A 16,375-nucleotide genomic window follows, 5' to 3' on the forward strand; every position below is an offset into this window, starting at 1 on the left:
GACGTGTCAGCACGTCGTCCCGGCGGGCGCTCACCCTGCGGTCCGGATACGGTTCCCCCTGCCGGAGCTCAGCTGCCCCGTGTCAGCTGCCTCCACCGCATCCGCCCCCGCCTCCCCCGCAGGACGATCCGCCGCCACAGGACGAGCTGCCTCCGCAGGAGGAACTCGAACCGCACGACGAGCTGCTCCCGGCGTCACCGGAACTGCTGGAGCCCGCCACTCCCCCGGCCCACCAGCTGTCGCTTCCCCGGCTCCGCCGCCCCCGCCTGTAGTGCGCCGCCTGGGCTCGCTGCCGGCTCCCCCGGGAAGCCCGGACCGCCGCGGTCACCCCGCTCACCGCGATGAACAAGCCCACCAGGATGACAATGGCGAAGATGGCTACGACCATGACGTCACCCTCCTTTCGTTCCCCCGAGGCGGCCCCCCGTGGGCGCCTCACCGTCTTGCGTGACGGGGGGATGCCCGCTTGTCTCACCTGCCAAAGCAGAGTTGAGGAAGTCCAGAGCTTCGGCGCAGGATGACGACCATGACCAGCAGCGAACGCCCCTTCCTCAACCGCCGGCTCGCCGAGTTCGGGACGACGATCTTCGCCGAGATGTCGGCGCTCGCCGTCACCACCGGCTCGATCAACCTCGGCCAGGGTTTCCCGGACACCGACGGCCCCGAGGAGATCCGCGAGGCGGCCGTACGGGCGCTGCGCGACGGCCGCGGCAACCAGTACCCGCCGGGTCCGGGCGTCCCCGAGCTGCGTACGGCCATCGCGGCGCACCAGGAACGCCGGTACGGGCTGTCGTACGACCCCGACCGCGAGGTCCTGGTGACGGCGGGCGCGACGGAGGCCATCGCGGCGACCCTGCTGGCGTTGCTGGAGCCGGGCGACGAGGTGATCGCCCTGGAGCCCTACTACGACTCCTACGCGGCGTGCATCGCGATGGCGGGCGGCACTCGCGTGCCGGTCACACTGCGCCCCCACGAGGGCTCGTTCCGCCTGGACCTGGACGAGCTCCGGGCGGCGCTGACCCCCCGCACCCGCCTGCTCCTGATCAACACCCCGCACAACCCGACGGGCACCGTCCTGACCCGCGAGGAACTGACCGCCATTGCACAGCTCGCCGTGGAGCGCGACCTGCTGGTGGTCACCGACGAGGTGTACGAGCACCTGGTCTTCGACGACGCCGGCCATCTGCCGCTGGCCTCCTTCCCCGGGATGCGCGAACGAACGGTCTCTATCGGGAGCGCCGGGAAGACGTTTTCGTTCACCGGATGGAAAGTGGGCTGGGTCACATCGACGCCGGACCTGGTCACGGCGGTGCGCTCGGCGAAGCAGTTCCTGACGTACGTGGCGTCGGGCCCGTTCCAGTACGCGGTGGCGGAGGCGCTGGCGCTCCCGGACTCCTACTTCGAGGCGTTCCGCGAGGACATGAGGGTCAAGCGGGACCTGTTGTCAGCGGGGCTCACGGAGGCGGGCTTCAAGGTGTTCCGGCCCTCGGGCACGTACTTCATCACCACCGACATCCGCCCCCTCGGCGCGGAGCTGTCCAAAAACGGCGACGGCTTCGCCTTCTGCCGCGCCCTGCCGGAACTGGCCGGCGTGGTCGCGATCCCGAACGCGGTCTTCTACGACCACCGGGAAGAGGGCGCACCCTTCGTCCGCTTCGCCTTCTGCAAGCGGACCGACGTTCTAGACGAGGCTGTGGCCCGTCTCAAGCGGCTCGCCGCCTGAGAGCGCGCCGGACGACCACCGCGGACGAACGCCCCGGCATCCGCTCACCCAGGAAAACCGGGCCGTTTCCCCAAAGGACTGACTACTCGGTGTCTTTGGGATGCCTGGTCGATGCGTAGACCAGGTGCCGCACTGCTGGACGCAGGGTCGCCCCCACCCAGTGCGGCACCTGGGGTCACCAGCGGGCAGCGGCCCGGGTCGCTGTTTTCAGGCGCCGGCTCCGCCGTCGACCGGCACGATCGCACCGGTCACCATCGACGCCCGGTCGCTGAGCAGCCACGCGGCCGCCTCGGCGACCTCGCGGGGCTCGGCCATCCGTCCGAGCGGGATCGATGCCTTGATGTGCTCGACGATGCCGGGGGTCGCCGCCTCCCATGCGTCGATCATCTCCGTGGCGGTGCCGCCGGGGGTGATGCCGTTGACCCGGATGCCGTCACGGGCCCAGCTCACCGCGGCGGTCTCGGTGATGCTGTTGAGCGCGCGCTTCATCGCGCCGTATGCGGGCAGGGCGGGGTTCGCGCGGCGGCTGCCGATGCTCGAGGTGTTGACGATCGCCCCACCCCCGTTCCTTCGCATGAGTGCGGCCTCGGCGTTCATGGCGGTCCAGTGCGAACGGAAGTTCACGTTGAACTGCTCGTCGATGTCCTCGTCGGTCGTGGCGTCGAGCGGGCCGGGCTGCTGCTGTCCGGCCGCACCGTTGTTGAAAGCGCCGTCGAGCCGTCCGTGCAGTTCCTCGACACGGTCGACGGCGGCGCGGACGCCGGCACGGTCGGCGAGGTCCAGGGCGACGGCGTCGGCGACGCCCCCGTCGGCGCGGATCTCGGTGACGATGCGGTCGAGGGCGTCGGTGCTGCGGGCGGCGAGCACGACGGCGGCGCCCTCCCGTGCGAAGAGCCGGGCCGCGGCCGCGCCGATGCCGCGGCTGGCGCCGGTGATGAAGACGACCTTGCCGGTGAGCAGGCCGATGGGTGCGGTGTCGATGATGTTCGTCATGCCGCCAGTGTCATCCGGTCTCCGGAACGCATTCAGGCACAGGCGGTACCAGGATCCGTCGCCGCGCGGCGTGCACACTTGGGGTATGGACAAGCATGAGCTCGGGGCGTTCCTCCGCACCCGCCGCGAGCGGCTCCGGCCGGAGGATGCCGGCCTCCCGTCGGGCCCGCGACGCCGGACACCGGGTCTTCGCCGCGAGGAGGTGGCGGTCCTCGCGCACATCTCCACGGAGTACTACGTCCGGCTCGAGCAGGGCCGGGCACCGCGGCCGTCGGGCGAGGTCCTGGCCGGCATCGCGGGCGCGCTGCGGCTCACGGACGCCGAGTCCGACCACCTCCACGTCCTCGCGGGCACCGCGCCGAGCCGGACGAGACTGCACCGGCGCGACGTCCGCCCGAGCATCCTCGCGCTGCTGGAGCGGCTGCCGCAGACGGCCGCCTTCGTGACCTCCGCCGTGTTCGAGGTGCTCGCGTGGAACGACCTCGCGGCGGCGCTCATGGAGGACTTCGCCGAGCTCGCCCCGGAGAACCGCAATCTCGCACGCCGGGCATTCCTCCGACCGGCCCGCGCCGATGCGCCGCTGTACGGGATCTCCGACGCCGCGGAGTTCCGGCACCACGTCGTCATGGAGCTCCGGTCCACCCTCGCCCGATACCCTTCCGACCCCGCGGTGACCGCACTCGTCGACGAACTCCGGGACTCCAGCCCCGAATTCGCCCGACTCTGGGAGCGGCACGACGTACACGCCGCGCCGATGCTCACCAAGACCTTCCGGCACCCGGTCGTCGGGGAGATCACCGTCGACTGCGACTCACTCACGCTCACGGACCGCGACCAGAACCTCGTGCTCTACAGCGCGCCGCAGGGATCCCGCAGCGCCGAGGCCCTGGCTCTGCTGAACGTCCTCGGAGCCGAGGCCAGCGACTATCTGCGGTAGCGTCGCGGCCGGCCACGGCGAACACCGTCGCCGGCAGGTCCCGGCAGGTCCCGGCAACGGCCGGATTCCGCCGCACGGAAGCCGCGGTCGCAGCCGTCGCATTCCTCATCTTCCTCATCGCCCGCCATCCCGCACCGCACGGAACTTTCACGCCCGGAGCCGCCCGGCGACGGTCGTCACTCTGACGCTTGCCCTACCACAGGCATCAACGTACAATTTCTTGTACGTCAAGGAGGCCTGATCGTGAAGACCATGACCTATTCCGAGTCGCGCGCTCGGTACGCCGAGGTACTCAACTCCGTCACCGACGACCGCGAAGAAGTCGTTATCACCCGGGCCGGACATGAGCCGGTCGTCATTGTCTCCCTTGAGGACTACGAGTCCCTGAAAGAGACGGCGTACCTGCTGCGAAGCCCAGCCAACGCCCGGCGCCTACTCGCGTCCATCGACGAGCTGGAAAACGGCGGCGGCACCGTACGCGAGCTGACGACCGACAGATAAGGGCCGCAAGTTGAAGATCACCTTCTCCTCCCGCGCCTGGGAGGACTACCTGTGGTGGCAGCTTCAGGACCGGAAGATCCTGAAGCGCATCAACACGCTCATCGCGGACATCGCCCGGAACGGCAACGAGGGGATCGGCAAACCCGAGCCGCTCAAGCACGGATTCCAGGGCTACTGGTCGCGCCGCATCAACGACGAGCACCGACTGATCCACAAGGCCACCGAGGACGGCGTCCTGATCGCACAGTGCCGCTACCACTACGAAAACTGACAGGACTCAAGGATCGAGCACACCCTCTGCCGGTCCCAGCATCGCGCAGTGATCACTACGAATGAGTGCGTGAACACGGCGTGGGCTGGGTCACATCCACCCCGGACCTGGTCACGGCCGTGCGTTCGGCGAAGCAGTTCCTGACGTATGTGGCGTCGGGCCCGTTCCAGTACGCGGTGGCGGAGGCGCTGGCGCTCCCGGACTCCTACTTCGACAGTCTCCGCGCCGACCTCCACCGCAAGCGCGACCTGCTCGGCGACGGCCTGCGCGCGGCCGGGTTCGAAGGACGACGTCCTCACCGAGGCCGGCAGCCGCTTGCGGCGCCTGGCGTCCTGAATCGGCCGGGTGGCTCACTGCCGGTTCCTCGCCGGCGACGGTGAACTCGAAGTCCGCTGTCGACGGGCTTTCCACTCCTTGGGACAAATGGCGAGGTTCTTGACACGCGATCGGAGTCCGTCCAAAGATCATCGAGTTGCCGCCACACAGGCCAACCACTCCCCGCCCACGCACAGTGGCCCGGGGGTGGTCTGCGTTCCGCCCTCGTTTCCGGGTCCGCCATGGAACCGGGCTCTGGTCGGAGGCGGCGTGCGGACCGCACCCGGCGCCTCCGCCGAGCCAGGGTCAAAGGCCCAGGAGGAGAGACGTGGGTATATCCCGATCCGTCAGATCGCTCGCCGTTGCCGCGAGCGCTGCCATGCTGTGCGCCGTCGTGCCCGCGTCGGCGGCTGTCGCGGACGACACCGGTGCCGTGATCACGTTCGACGGCATCTCCTCGGACGCCGGAGGCGACGGCACGGTCAGCGCCGGGCAGACGATCACCGGCACGACGGATGTCACCTTCACGGTGCACGCGGACCCGGGCGACGAGCCGACCACTGCCGTGGTCAGCATCACCGGCAGCGGCGTGTACCAGGGCACCGGCACGGTCAAGCAGGCCTTCCGGCTGAGCCCGGGTGACTGCCTGCCCTCCTGCACCCTGCACGCGACCCTGGGCACCGCCGCCACCCAGCAGTTCGGGGGCTCCGCGAACGGGGTGACCGTGCCGCTGGTCAACGACGGCGAGAACACCGTCCACGTCGAGGTGGACAGCCCCCGCCCGCGGACCGTCACGGCCAACGCCGTCGTCACCGTCGACAACGAGCGGCCGGTCGTCACCCTGCCCGATCTGCCCGGAGACGAGGCCTGGACCAACCACCAGCCCGTGGGCCTGTCCGCGGACCGCGAGTTGTCCCTACGAGCCACCGCGACCGGCGACAACGGCGTCTCGCGCGTCCGGTACTTCAGCTCGAACAGCACCTGGCCCGCCCCCGTCGACCTGACCGCCCCGGCAAGCGGCGCGACATGGACCACCACCCTGGACACGAGTGCGGTCCGGGCCGGCCTGTGGGCCGGAGAGGTCTATGTCGTGGCCTACGACAAGGACGGCCGCCCGGGTTCCCCGGCCCGGGCCGCCACCCTGGTCGACCACGGTTTCACCATCACGCCGAAGCTCGACACCGTCATCCACCCGGGCGAGACGCCGGTGATGGTGAACTACGCCTACCCGCCGTCGCTCAACAAGGCGTTTCCGTCCAACTTCAACTACGCCTACCCGGTCAGCACCACCGTGTCGCTCGACGGCAAGGCACAGGCGACAACGCCGGTCGGCGCGTACACCTACGAGGGAAACCCTGACCGCTTCTTCGCCGACCTCGGCCAACTCCCCTACGGCGCCCACACGCTGGCGTTCGACACGGTCGACAACCGTGGCGCCCACGGCCGGGTGGACCTGCCGGTCAGGGTGGTGTCCGAGGTCACACCGACCTGGACGGACGGCTTCCAGGACTTCCCCGTAGCGGGCAGCAGCCGGAAGTTCACCGCCACGACGTCCGCAGCCGACGGCGTCAGCCGGGCCGAGCACTGGACCCTCGACGTCGACGGCACGACGTTCGCCACCGGCAGCTATCCCGCGCGGCCCTCCGGCACCTGGAAGACCACGACCACCGGGATGCACGACGTCACGCTGACCAGCGTCTCCCAGTACGGCGACACCACCGTCAGCAGCCGGCCGATCCGCGTCCTGGCCGCCACGACGACCCAGCTGACCGGCCCGGCCACCAGCACCTACGGCAGTAAGGCGACCTTCACCGCCACCGTGACCCAGACCGGCGCCAAGGCCGCGGCCGGTGCCAAGGTCGGTTTCCAGTACAAGCGGACGGGGACCACCGCCTGGAAGACCCAGGCGACCGTCACCGCGGACAGCACCGGCAAGGCCTCCTACACCACGACCGCCAGGTACAACGGCACCTGGCGTGCCGTCACCGCGGCGAAGAACCCGACGTGGGCGTCCTCGACCAGCAAGGCCCTGACCGCGCAGGTCAGGGCCGTACTCACGGTCAGGAACCCGGCCAGGACCGCGGTCCACGCCAGGCCCGTGTCCTACACCGCGCTCAGCTCCCCCTACGTCCAGGGGACCGGACTGCTCTTCCAGTCCCTCAAGAAGGACGGCACGTGGGTGACCCTCACCAGGGCCACCCTCACCAGCAGCGGCAGCGCCACCGCGAAGATCACCTTCTCGCGCGCGGGAACGTGGACGCTACGGGTCTACCGCCCGGCCACCACCGATCTGACGAACACGTACTCCTCGTCCTGGACGGTCAAGGTCAGCTGATCCTGACAATGTCGTCCGCGGTCGCGGGCAGAACACCTGCGGGAGTCGGAGCCTTCGCGCCCTGGTAGAAGTCGCGGATCTCCCGCGAGGCGGCGACTTCGGTCGCCTCGCGAGTGAGCAGCCGAAGCCCTTCACGCAAGGCGTCGGAGAGCGAGTGCAACTGGAGGGTCTGCATCACGTGTTGCAGACCTCTTGGCGCAGTTTCGCATCGACGCACATCAAGGCTTCCAACTGCCGGTGGACCACATGCCCAGCCACCGCCTCAGCCGGCCGCACGGAGGTGCTGCCCCGACCTGCAGTTTCGGCAGCGGCCGGGTTCCGTCGCGCGGAATCCCCGGTCGCAGCCGTCGCAGTTCCGCATGGGCACGGCTGTCGGGCGGGCTGCGGGACCTGTGCCTCTGGCCGGTGCGGGCAGGGCGAGCGGAGTCTCCTTGAGCCGGTAGGCGAGGATGCCCGCCGGGCGGGTCAGGAAGGTGTCCGGGAGCCGGGCGGTGAGGTGGTCGGTGATGTGTGTGGGCAGGAGGCCCGCAGCGAGCCACTGCGAGACGGCCGGGGCGAGGCGGGCGGCTTCCCGCGCGGTCAGGACAAGGCGGGGGTCGACCCGGCGCAGGGCGGCGAGTACGGCGATGGCCTGCGGGTCGGCCTCGGCCAGGCTGCCGCTGCCGCTGTCGCTGTCGGCGAGCGGGGTCGGTGCCTCCGCCTCCACCTCGGCCCGTACGGGCGCCGCCACCGTTTCCTCGACGGGTGCAGGTACGAACGCGGGGGTGACCGCAGCAGCGGCGGCCCGCTTTCGGGGCCGAGGCGGCTTCGGCGGCTCGGGCGGCCCGTCCGGATCCGGATCCGGATCCGAGTCCGAGTCCGAGTCCGAGTCGGCTCCCGGATCGCCGCCCGGGACGTCGTAGAAGTACGTCCGGGTGCGGATCTGCCCGGTGGGCAGTCGCTCTCGGCGGCGTTCCAGATATCCGGCCGCTTCGAGTTCCCTGAGTGCCCGTGAGATGAGGATCTCGCCCTCGCTGAAGTGCTCGCACAGGGCGGTGATGGTCACCGAGGAGCGGTCGGGGAGCGAGGCGATGTACGCCGCGACGCCGACCGTGACCGCGCTGCCGCGTCGCTGGGCGAGGGCGTTGGAGATCACGGTGAAGTCGGCCGTGAGGCGGGTGCGGACATGGATCACGCCGGAGGTCGGTGCTCCGGCGTCGGCGCGCAGGCGCGCGTTAGACTGCGGCTCAGCCATCGGGAAGCTTGCTTCTTCCTGAGTTGGTCAGGCCCTCGTTCGGGACGGGAATCCCGGCGGGGGCCGTTTCTGTTTTCGGTTGTCGCGGCGAACGTAACCGCCCGGATCCCGCCCCTGCAAGCCGGTCACTCGTACGGGTGACGCGGGCCTCGCGGCCGGGGAGGGTGGGTGGGTGGGTAGTTCTTTCCCCCGGTTCTTTGGGGAGGTCAGTGGCCCGCCGGACCCTCGCGGACAAGGGCCCGGTGAGCCCGTACGACGGACGGCGACCGGGGCCCGGTCGCCTCGGGGATGGTGGCGTCAGGCCTTCAACTCGCCTATGAAGGCTGCCCAGGAGGCGGTTTCGACGCACAGCACCGGCCCGTGCGGGACCTTGCTGTCACGCACCGGGACGACGGCCGGGAACCCGTCGGCCACCTCCACGCAGTCGCCCCCCTCCTGATTGCTGTAGCTGCTCCTGCGCCAGGCGGCGCCGTTCAGTTCGGGAAGGGACCTTCGCTCCACGGTGGTTGTCCTCCATCACGGATCGGATCATGTCCAGTGACATGAGCGGGGGCAGAGCAGCCGCCCGCAGCCGATCGTAGGTCAGCACGAAACTCCTGACCTCGTCCGGATCCTCGATGAGTTGGCCGTAGTGCGCGCCTTCCGTGTAGGCGATCTCCGAGCCGTCCGGCATGGTGAGCACCGTGAGCGAGCCGCCCAGGGCTTCGTGCTCGCCCTGGTCGAACGCCAGCACCTGCAGAGTGATGTGAGGTTCCGTCACCGTCCCCAGCAGCCGCGCCAACTGCTCCCGCATCGCCTCCAGTCCGCCGACCGGACGCCTGAGCACCGACTCGTCGAGGACCGCCCACAGTTCGGGTCGACCGGGCGCGCCGAGACGCTCCTGTCGTCCCATGCGGAGGGCGACCCGCTCTTCCAACTGCTCCTCGCTGCCGAGCGTTCGGCCGACCCGCAGAAGTGCCCGCGCATAGTCCTCCGTCTGCAACAGACCCGGCACCACGTGAGCCGCGTACTGCCTGATGACCACCGCCCGTGCCGAGTACTCCATGAACTTCTGGAACCAGTCCGGAAACGCCTCCCGGTACACGTACGGCCACAGGTCGATCAGCAGATCGTTCGCGCCGAGGGCCACGTCCAGCGCACGCGCCAGCTCCAGCGTCGGCCTCGCTCCGGACGCCCGCTCGACCTGTGTGATCCGGGTGCTCACCACGTGTGCCTTGACGCCGAGTTCGGCCTGGGTCAGTCCGGCCGCCGTACGGAGCCTGCGCACCCGGGAGCCGAACAGCGCCGCCATCGACGCGCTGGGGTCAATTCCGTTGGCCAAAGCGTCACTTCCGTTCCTTACGGGGTGAAAAGTAAGGCTGTGTCACCTGTCGAGCGTAGGTCGACCGGACGACTCTTGAGTACGGAACGTGACGAATCACGTACGCCAAGGGATGACGCCATGGCGCCGAACTCGACAGACAAGGACGGACCAGCCGTGTTGACAGGAACGACCACCTCGGGAGACGAGTCGCGTGAACTCCCCTCATTCACCGAGCAGTTCGCCTCCTCGCCGCGAGGCGCCCGGCTCGCCCGGCACCTCGCCGTCCGGCGCATGGAGGAGTGGGGTCACCCGTCGGCGTCGGACGCGTCGTGCGCGGTCGCCCTCGTCGTCGGCGAGCTGGCCGCGAACGCCGTGCGGCACGGCCGGATCGCCGGGCGGGACTTCGGGCTCCGGCTCGTTCTCGACACGGCTGCGGGCCTGGTTCGCGTCGAGGTCGCGGACGCCGCCTCCGCGAAGCGGCCACCCACGGCGACGCCGTCGTCGTACCCCGTGGGCGAGTCCGGGCGAGGACTGCTCCTGGTGGACGTCCTGGCCGTGCGCTGGGGGTGGGCGCCTCGGCAACCCGTGGGCAAGACGGTATGGGCGGACGTACAGATCGAAACGCGGGCTCAAACCGTCAACGACGGAGGCCCGGCAGCCGCCGGGCCCCTCGTCGTGCCGTCTCACACGTCTGCCCCCGCAGAGGTCGGCGAGTATGGTCGTCGCCCTGCCGTGAGCTGAACGATCGACGGACGCTACTCGGCGTCCTCGACCGGACCGAGATCGACGTCACCCAGCGGACGGAGTGCTTCCCTGAGCCGGTCAGGGTCGGCGTTGATGCGGGCGGTCGCTCGCCACGAGACGATCGCTCGGTGCACAGCCTCCCTGGTACCCAGCTCAGCGGCATCGGACAGTGCATCCAGGAGCTCAACAGTGAATTCCCGGGCCTCGTCGCTGTCCAGGTGACGTACCCACGGGAACACCTCGGGCAGCGCGAGCAGGAGCGACTTGACACCGTCGTCCTGCTTCATCAGGGCAAGGAACAACCGGGACGCGGTGGTCAGGTTCTCCGCGGCGCGCTCCGCGTGTATGGCCGTGGTCAGCACCATGTCGGGGGCGTCCCGATGCGTGACACGCAGACATCCCAAGGCAGCGGCCTTGGCTGCCACGGCCTTCGGGTTCCGCGACAGATCGGTGAACGTGACGGCGTCCGATTCGGGTACCCACTGCGCGATGGTCATACTCAGACCATACTCGGACTGCAATCAGACTGCACTCTGATTTCCGTCGGCGCGCTCGGGCTGTTCAGCTGCGCCGAGAACCCCGGCCCGGAAACGGCGAGAGCCCGGCCTCCCCGGCCGGGCTCCTCCATGCACAGGCGTAAAGACGTAAAAACGTGCAGACAGGACTACTCTGCGTCGTCCGCGGGCTTCTCGTCCTCGGCGTCCTCGGCGTCCGGCTCCAGGCCGAGCTGCTCGACGAGCCACTTGTCGAACTCGATCGCGGCCCGCACCCAGCTCACCGTCGACGACACGAAGTGCTCCAGGGCGACGCCCGTCCCGATCAGCATCTGCGCCTCGCCGATCAGGCGAACGGTGCCGTCGTCGTGCGTGTGGCTGTACACCTTGGGCCACAGGGTCCGCCGGTTCCAGTCGTCGATCGACTCGAGCAGCGCGGGCTTCCCCTCGATCGGGTGGGGTCGGTCGTAGAACGTCCGCACCGAGAAGACCTGCTGGTCACCCTCACCACGGAACATGAAGTACGTGCGGAACTGCTCCCACGGCGCGGCGAGGTCACCCTCGTCGTCGATGACGTACTTCAGCTCCATCTGTTCCAGGAGCTGCTTCACAAGGTCCTGGTCCGGAACGACGGGGCCTGCCGGGCCTTGCTGCGGCTCGGGCTGGCCCCCGAAGTTAGGGATCGAGGACGGGTCGATGGTCATACGTGAACACTCCTGCAGTCGTCTGGCTCGTCCGGCCATCGCTGAGACCAGACGTACGCTCCCCACCCTCTCTTGCTTCGCCCCCGACCGGCAACAGTCGCCCTCCCGCACCGGCCGTGAGCGTCCGAAAACAGCGTGCCGCAGCCAACGACTACAGCGTCTTGCCCGTGGCCGGTCCCGCCTCCGGTCCCGCTGCCGGTCCCGTTCCCGGTCCCGTTTCCGGATCCGTCGCCGGTCCCACGATCAGGCCCTCCCCGAACGCGTCCACCCGTACCGTGTCGCCGTCCTTCACCTCGCCAGCCAGGATCTCCTTGGCGAGGCGGTCGCCGATCGCCGTCTGGATCAGGCGGCGCAGGGGGCGGGCGCCGTACGCCGGGTCGTTGCCCTCGTCGGCGAGCCAGGCCAGGGCGGCCGGGGTGACGTCCAGCGTCAGACGGCGTTCGGCCAGACGCTTGGCGAGGCGGCCGATCTGGAGGCCCGCGATGCGCTCCAGTTCCTGCCCGTTCAGGGCGGAGAAGACGACCATGTCGTCCAGGCGGTTCAGGAACTCCGGCTTGAAGGAGGCCCGGACCACCTCCAGCACCTGCTGCTTCTTCACCTCCGCCGACGTCAGCGGCTCGACCAGGTACTGACTGCCGAGGTTCGACGTCAGGATCAGGATCGCGTTGCGGAAGTCGACGGTGCGGCCCTGGCCGTCCGTGAGGCGGCCGTCGTCCAGGACCTGGAGGAGGACGTCGAAGACCTCCGGGTGGGCCTTCTCGACCTCGTCCAGGAGCACCACGCTGTACGGGCGGCGGCGCACCGCCTCCGTCAGCTGGCCGCCCTCCTCGTAGCCGATGTAGCCGGGCGGGGCGCCGACGAGGCGGGCGACGCTGTGCTTCTCGCCGTACTCCGACATGTCGATGCGGACCATCGCCCGCTCGTCGTCGAAGAGGAAGTCGGCCAGGGCCTTCGCTAGTTCCGTCTTGCCGACGCCCGTCGGGCCGAGGAAGAGGAAGGAGCCCGTCGGACGGTCCGGGTCCGCGATGCCCGCGCGTGTACGCCGTACCGCGTCCGACACCGCCTGGACCGCCTCCGACTGGCCGATCAGACGGCGGCCCAACTCCTCCTCCATGCGCAGGAGTTTGTGGGTCTCGCCCTCCAGGAGACGGCCGGCCGGGATGCCGGTCCAGGCGCCGACCACGTCCGCGATGTCGTCGGGGCCGACCTCTTCCTTGACCATTTTGTCCCTGGAGGCCTCCACCTCGGCCTCTGAGGCCTCCTCCAAGTCCCTTTCCAGGGTGGGGATCTCGCCGTAGAGGAGTTTCGAGGCGGAGTCGAAGTCGCCGTCGCGCTGGGCCCGTTCGGCCTGGCCGCGGAGTTCGTCGAGCTTCTCCTTCAGCTCGCCGACCCGGTTGAGGGACTGCTTCTCCTTCTCCCAACGGGCCGTCAGGCCGCGCAACTCCTCCTCCTTGTCGGCGAGATCGCGGCGCAGCCGTTCCAGGCGCTCGCGCGAGGCCGGGTCGGTCTCCCTCTCCAGCGCGAGTTCCTCCATCTTCAACCGGTCCACGGCGCGCTGGAGTTCGTCGATCTCAAGAGGGGAGCTGTCGATCTCCATACGGAGGCGTGACGCCGCCTCGTCGACCAGGTCGATCGCCTTGTCGGGGAGGAAACGGGAGGTGATGTAGCGGTCGGAGAGGGTCGCCGCGGCCACCAGGGCGCTGTCCGCGATGACGACCTTGTGGTGGGCCTCGTACCGGCCCTTGAGGCCGCGCAGGATCGCGATGGTGTCCTCGACGCTCGGCTCCGCGACCAGGACCTGCTGGAAGCGGCGCTCCAGGGCGGGGTCCTTCTCGATCCGCTCGCGGTACTCGTCGAGGGTCGTCGCGCCGACCATGCGCAGCTCACCACGGGCCAGCATCGGCTTCAGCATGTTGCCGGCGTCCATCGAGGAGTCGCCGCCTGCGCCCGCGCCGACGACCGTGTGGAGTTCGTCGATGAAGGTGATGATCTGGCCGTCGGAGCCCTTGATCTCCGCCAGGACCGTCTTCAGGCGCTCCTCGAACTCGCCCCGGTACTTCGCCCCGGCGACCATCGCGCCGAGGTCCAGGGAGACGAGGCGCTTGTTCTTGAGCGACTCCGGTACGTCGCCCTTGACGATGCGCTGGGCGAGACCCTCGACGACGGCCGTCTTGCCCACGCCCGGTTCACCGATGAGCACCGGGTTGTTCTTCGTACGGCGGGACAGGACCTGGACGACCCGGCGGATCTCCTGGTCCCGGCCGATGACCGGGTCGAGCTTGCCCTCCCGGGCGGCGGCCGTGAAGTCCGTACCGAACTTCTCCAGGGCCTTGTACTGGCCCTCGGGGTCGGCTGTGGTCACGCGACGCCCTCCCCTGCTCTTCTGGAACGCGTCCAGCAGCTTCTTCGCGCCGGCGCCCTGTTGGGAGAGTACGTCCCCGACGGGGCCGCCCTTCGCGGCGATGCCGATGAGGAGATGCTCGGTGGACAGGTACTCGTCGCCGAGCTCCTTCGCCCGTTCGGCCGCATCGGCGATGACCGAAAGAAGTTCCCGGCTGGGCTGTGGGGGCGCGACGGTCGAGCCGGTCACGCTGGGCAGGTTCGCGAGGACGCGCTCGGCGCCCGCGCGTACGGCCGCCTGGTCGGCCTCGACCGCGACCAGGAGGTCGACGATGTTCTCGTTGTCCTCCCCCGCGAGCAGCGCCAGCAGCAGGTGCGCGGGGGTCAGGTCCGGGTGCCCCCCGGACACGGCCCTGCTGGTGGCCGCATTGATCGCGTCCCGGCTCCTGTTGGTCAGCTCGGCGTCCACAGTCGCTGTCTCCCTTCCCTGTAACCCGGTACTGATCCCGGTCATGGCTGACACAGCCAGCGTACACAAAGTTGAGTCTATTCAACTCAAGGTGGACGGGGTGGCTGGGCAGACCAAAAACCGCCCATCCTCATTGACGGATGGGCGGCGGAAGCAGAGGCGGCGGGCGGCCGTTTTCAGCCAAGCGAGCGGGCGCGGCATCCGGGACGGGACACCCTCAAACCCTGATATTTCACCGGAAACAGCAGCGGCGTCACCGTGTTCAGGTCACGGTGACGCCGCTACTGGGGGGAAGTACCTGAGCGATCTACTGCGACGGGGGAATCGCGTCAGGCACTGCGGGGGGTGGCTGAGATGGTCTGTACGTCCTGGAAATCGGGGATGTCCGGGATGTCGGGGTGGTCCAGCCGGTGATCGCGCTGATCCAGGTTCACAAAGATCATTCCGTACCGAATCGCACACCGTACGGGCTGCGGCGCCCCCCGAGGCCGCCGCAGACACCGGTATGCCCTTACGTCTTCCTCGTCGTCCCGCGTCACGACGACCGGCTCTCCGAACACGGTCACCATGAGCGAGTCACCACTGTGGGGGACGGCAGTGACCAGGTCGATGAAGTGCCAGCCGGAGCGGTAGGCGGTTGCCATTTCGCGACGGAAGGAGCGGTCGTCAGGGGGAGTGGTCACATCAGGCCCAAACGCTGTCATCTGGGCGCGCAGGAGCAACCGGCCATACGCTGTCACCGGCAACAGTGACGGTCTCGACCGCCGTCGGCCAGACACTGTCCGCTCGAGTGTCGCCCTTCCCGCCGGAGATGCCACTGAGCGTTCCGAACCCCACGACGGCGGAGAAGGCGGCGACAAGCACCGAGTGAAGCATTCTGTTACGCATAGTCGGCTTCATCCTCACTTGAAGGTCCCTCTTCCCCCGTTGAGTAGAACGATGGCTCATTCGGGCACGTCATGGCCACATAATCGATGCATCATGTTCCTGCACGTTCAGGACCCTGGGGGGTGGAGATTTGGTGATGAATAGGACTAAAGCGACACATCCCCACGCGGTGACCGATCTATGCGAGGAGGGTGGCCGCCTTTATGCGGACGCTCTGCGCACCGGACGCATAGCCCGCACCGACGCGGAAAGCGCTCCTTGCCTGATTGAATTCGCCCTGCTTCATCCTGATCCCGACGACGTGAAATGGCTGCGTCCCGTGCCTCCGGCGGTCGCTCTGGCTCAGCGGCTCAACCCCATAGAAACCGAGATCACCGAGCGCCGTCGGTTGTCGATCGAATTGGCCGACGCGTTCGGGCCGTTCATGGCTCTCAGTGCCCAGTCAACGGCAAGCACACACTCGATCACCGTGCTGGAGGGCAACGACCGCATCAACGCCGCACTCGACCTGGCCACAGCCCAGTGCCGGACCGAGATGCTCACCGTCCAGCCCAGCGGCCACCGCCCCGAGCGCAGCCTCATCCAGGGGCTGGAGCGCGACAGGCCGCTGGTCGAACGTGGTGTGAGCATCCGGACCCTCTATCAGCACACCGCCCGCTACAGCGCCGAGAAACAGGCCTACGTGGACCGGTTCTCCAACGGCAAGGTGGAGTACCGGACCATCGACGAGTTGGTCGAGCGCCTCATCATCTGCGATGAGACCGTCGCCTTCATCCCGACTCGCGACGACCAGAAGGTCGCCCTGGAGCTTCGTCACCCTGGCCTCGTCCGCTATCTGATCAAGGTGTTCGAGTTCATGTGGTCCCGCTCGGTCCCGCTGAGTGCTGGCGCCCCCTACGAAACCGCGCCCGACGGCCTCACCGACATCCAGCACTCCATCGCCAAGCTCCTCATCGAGGGCCACGTCGACGAGGCCATCGCCCGCCGCCTCGGGATGAACGTGCGCACCTGCCGCGCCCACATCGCCAAGCTGGCCACCTCCCTCGGCAGCGGCAGCCGCGCCCAGCTCGGGTTCCTGATCGCGCAGTCGGGGATCCTCGACCAGGAACACTGAGCACAAGGGA

15 protein-coding genes and 2 pseudogenes are annotated in these 16,375 nt (G+C 68.9%); 8 read left to right on the forward strand and 9 right to left on the reverse strand.

The features are described from left to right. Positions 1-517: 517 nt before the first annotated feature. Positions 518-1,723, forward strand: coding sequence for a pyridoxal phosphate-dependent aminotransferase (locus G3I56_RS18160; RefSeq protein ID WP_164410067.1), 1,206 nt, complete (start codon positions 518-520; stop codon positions 1,721-1,723). A 207-nt stretch (positions 1,724-1,930) separates the two neighbouring features. On the opposite strand, the gene G3I56_RS18165 is transcribed toward G3I56_RS18160, so the two are convergent. Next, positions 1,931-2,716, reverse strand: coding sequence for an SDR family oxidoreductase (locus tag G3I56_RS18165; protein WP_164410069.1), 786 nt, complete (start codon positions 2,714-2,716; stop codon positions 1,931-1,933). An 85-nt stretch (positions 2,717-2,801) separates the two neighbouring features. Between G3I56_RS18165 and G3I56_RS18170 the strand changes: the two genes are divergently transcribed. From G3I56_RS18170 to G3I56_RS18190, 5 genes and pseudogenes are all read left to right on the forward strand, one after another. Next, positions 2,802-3,653, forward strand: a complete 852-nt coding sequence (locus tag G3I56_RS18170; RefSeq protein ID WP_164410071.1) for a helix-turn-helix transcriptional regulator — start codon at positions 2,802-2,804, stop codon at positions 3,651-3,653. 243 nt (positions 3,654-3,896) lie between these two features. Next, the gene (locus G3I56_RS18175; protein WP_164410073.1) at positions 3,897-4,154 is read left to right on the forward strand and encodes a type II toxin-antitoxin system prevent-host-death family antitoxin; all 258 of its coding nucleotides are present in this window, start codon (positions 3,897-3,899) and stop codon (positions 4,152-4,154) included. Positions 4,155-4,164: 10 nt separating this feature from the next. Next, on the forward strand, positions 4,165-4,425 hold the full coding sequence (locus G3I56_RS18180; RefSeq protein ID WP_164410075.1) for a Txe/YoeB family addiction module toxin: 261 nt from the start codon (positions 4,165-4,167) through the stop codon (positions 4,423-4,425). Between the two features lie 80 nt (positions 4,426-4,505). Further along, positions 4,506-4,709, forward strand: a pseudogene (locus tag G3I56_RS18185) (aminotransferase class I/II-fold pyridoxal phosphate-dependent enzyme); the annotation flags it as partial. Positions 4,710-5,068: 359 nt separating this feature from the next. Beyond that, positions 5,069-7,075, forward strand: a complete 2,007-nt coding sequence (locus G3I56_RS18190; protein ID WP_164410077.1) for a hypothetical protein — start codon at positions 5,069-5,071, stop codon at positions 7,073-7,075. On the opposite strand, the gene G3I56_RS18195 is transcribed toward G3I56_RS18190, so the two are convergent. From G3I56_RS18195 to G3I56_RS18205, 4 genes are all read right to left on the reverse strand, one after another. Next, positions 7,068-7,253 (reverse strand): hypothetical protein, encoded by a 186-nt coding sequence (locus G3I56_RS18195; RefSeq protein ID WP_239134960.1) that lies wholly within the window; start codon positions 7,251-7,253, stop codon positions 7,068-7,070. The genes G3I56_RS18190 and G3I56_RS18195 overlap by 8 nt on opposite strands. A gap of 84 nt (positions 7,254-7,337) precedes the next feature. Further along, positions 7,338-8,309: a hypothetical protein gene (locus G3I56_RS18200; RefSeq protein ID WP_203690128.1), complete on the reverse strand. Its 972-nt coding sequence runs from the start codon at positions 8,307-8,309 to the stop codon at positions 7,338-7,340. A gap of 297 nt (positions 8,310-8,606) precedes the next feature. Continuing rightward, a complete protein-coding gene (locus tag G3I56_RS43915) occupies positions 8,607-8,729 on the reverse strand; it encodes a DUF397 domain-containing protein (RefSeq protein ID WP_343239981.1) in 123 nt (40 codons plus the stop codon). Further along, the gene (locus G3I56_RS18205) at positions 8,686-9,600 is read right to left on the reverse strand and encodes a helix-turn-helix transcriptional regulator (protein WP_164410273.1); all 915 of its coding nucleotides are present in this window, start codon (positions 9,598-9,600) and stop codon (positions 8,686-8,688) included. The genes G3I56_RS43915 and G3I56_RS18205 overlap by 44 nt, the downstream gene beginning before the upstream one ends. Positions 9,601-9,750: 150 nt before the next feature. Between G3I56_RS18205 and G3I56_RS18210 the strand changes: the two genes are divergently transcribed. Continuing rightward, positions 9,751-10,353 carry an ATP-binding protein gene (locus G3I56_RS18210; RefSeq protein WP_164410079.1) on the forward strand — a complete coding sequence of 201 codons (603 nt, stop codon included), beginning with the start codon at positions 9,751-9,753 and terminating at the stop codon, positions 10,351-10,353. A 14-nt stretch (positions 10,354-10,367) separates the two neighbouring features. Here G3I56_RS18210 and G3I56_RS18215 read toward each other — a convergent pair whose 3' ends face one another. The 4 genes and pseudogenes from G3I56_RS18215 to G3I56_RS18230 form a co-directional block, all read right to left on the reverse strand. After that, positions 10,368-10,853 (reverse strand): prevent-host-death family protein, encoded by a 486-nt coding sequence (locus G3I56_RS18215; protein ID WP_164410081.1) that lies wholly within the window; start codon positions 10,851-10,853, stop codon positions 10,368-10,370. 167 nt (positions 10,854-11,020) lie between these two features. Beyond that, positions 11,021-11,554, reverse strand: coding sequence for a YbjN domain-containing protein (locus tag G3I56_RS18220; protein WP_164410083.1), 534 nt, complete (start codon positions 11,552-11,554; stop codon positions 11,021-11,023). 226 nt (positions 11,555-11,780) lie between these two features. Next, positions 11,781-14,363: pseudogene (gene clpB / locus G3I56_RS18225) on the reverse strand (ATP-dependent chaperone ClpB); the annotation flags it as partial. Positions 14,364-14,692: 329 nt separating this feature from the next. Then, entirely contained in the window at positions 14,693-15,007 is a 315-nt protein-coding gene (locus tag G3I56_RS18230) for a (2Fe-2S)-binding protein (protein ID WP_164410085.1), read from the reverse strand. 380 nt (positions 15,008-15,387) lie between these two features. Here G3I56_RS18230 and G3I56_RS18235 point away from each other — a divergent pair, with 380 nt between their 5' ends. After that, the gene (locus G3I56_RS18235) at positions 15,388-16,365 is read left to right on the forward strand and encodes a helix-turn-helix transcriptional regulator (protein WP_164410275.1); all 978 of its coding nucleotides are present in this window, start codon (positions 15,388-15,390) and stop codon (positions 16,363-16,365) included. The last annotated feature ends 10 nt before the right edge of the window (positions 16,366-16,375 follow it).

Source organism: Streptomyces sp. SID12488, assembly GCF_010548275.1.
In the GTDB taxonomy this organism is placed as follows: domain Bacteria; phylum Actinomycetota; class Actinomycetes; order Streptomycetales; family Streptomycetaceae; genus Streptomyces.

What these genes read in the sequence shown, in the direction of transcription:
- G3I56_RS18160 (WP_164410067.1), top strand. Translation starts at nt 518, where the DNA reads ATGACGACCATGACCAGCAGCGAACGCCCCTTCCTCAACCGCCGGCTC.
- G3I56_RS18165 (WP_164410069.1), bottom strand. Translation starts at nt 2,716, where the DNA reads ATGACGAACATCATCGACACCGCACCCATCGGCCTGCTCACCGGCAAG.
- G3I56_RS18170 (WP_164410071.1), top strand. Translation starts at nt 2,802, where the DNA reads ATGGACAAGCATGAGCTCGGGGCGTTCCTCCGCACCCGCCGCGAGCGG.
- G3I56_RS18200 (WP_203690128.1), bottom strand. Translation starts at nt 8,309, where the DNA reads ATGGCTGAGCCGCAGTCTAACGCGCGCCTGCGCGCCGACGCCGGAGCA.
- G3I56_RS18205 (WP_164410273.1), bottom strand. Translation starts at nt 9,600, where the DNA reads ATGGCGGCGCTGTTCGGCTCCCGGGTGCGCAGGCTCCGTACGGCGGCC.
- G3I56_RS18210 (WP_164410079.1), top strand. Translation starts at nt 9,751, where the DNA reads ATGGCGCCGAACTCGACAGACAAGGACGGACCAGCCGTGTTGACAGGA.
- G3I56_RS18215 (WP_164410081.1), bottom strand. Translation starts at nt 10,853, where the DNA reads ATGACCATCGCGCAGTGGGTACCCGAATCGGACGCCGTCACGTTCACC.
- G3I56_RS18220 (WP_164410083.1), bottom strand. Translation starts at nt 11,554, where the DNA reads ATGACCATCGACCCGTCCTCGATCCCTAACTTCGGGGGCCAGCCCGAG.
- G3I56_RS18230 (WP_164410085.1), bottom strand. Translation starts at nt 15,007, where the DNA reads ATGGCAACCGCCTACCGCTCCGGCTGGCACTTCATCGACCTGGTCACT.
- G3I56_RS18235 (WP_164410275.1), top strand. Translation starts at nt 15,388, where the DNA reads ATGAATAGGACTAAAGCGACACATCCCCACGCGGTGACCGATCTATGC.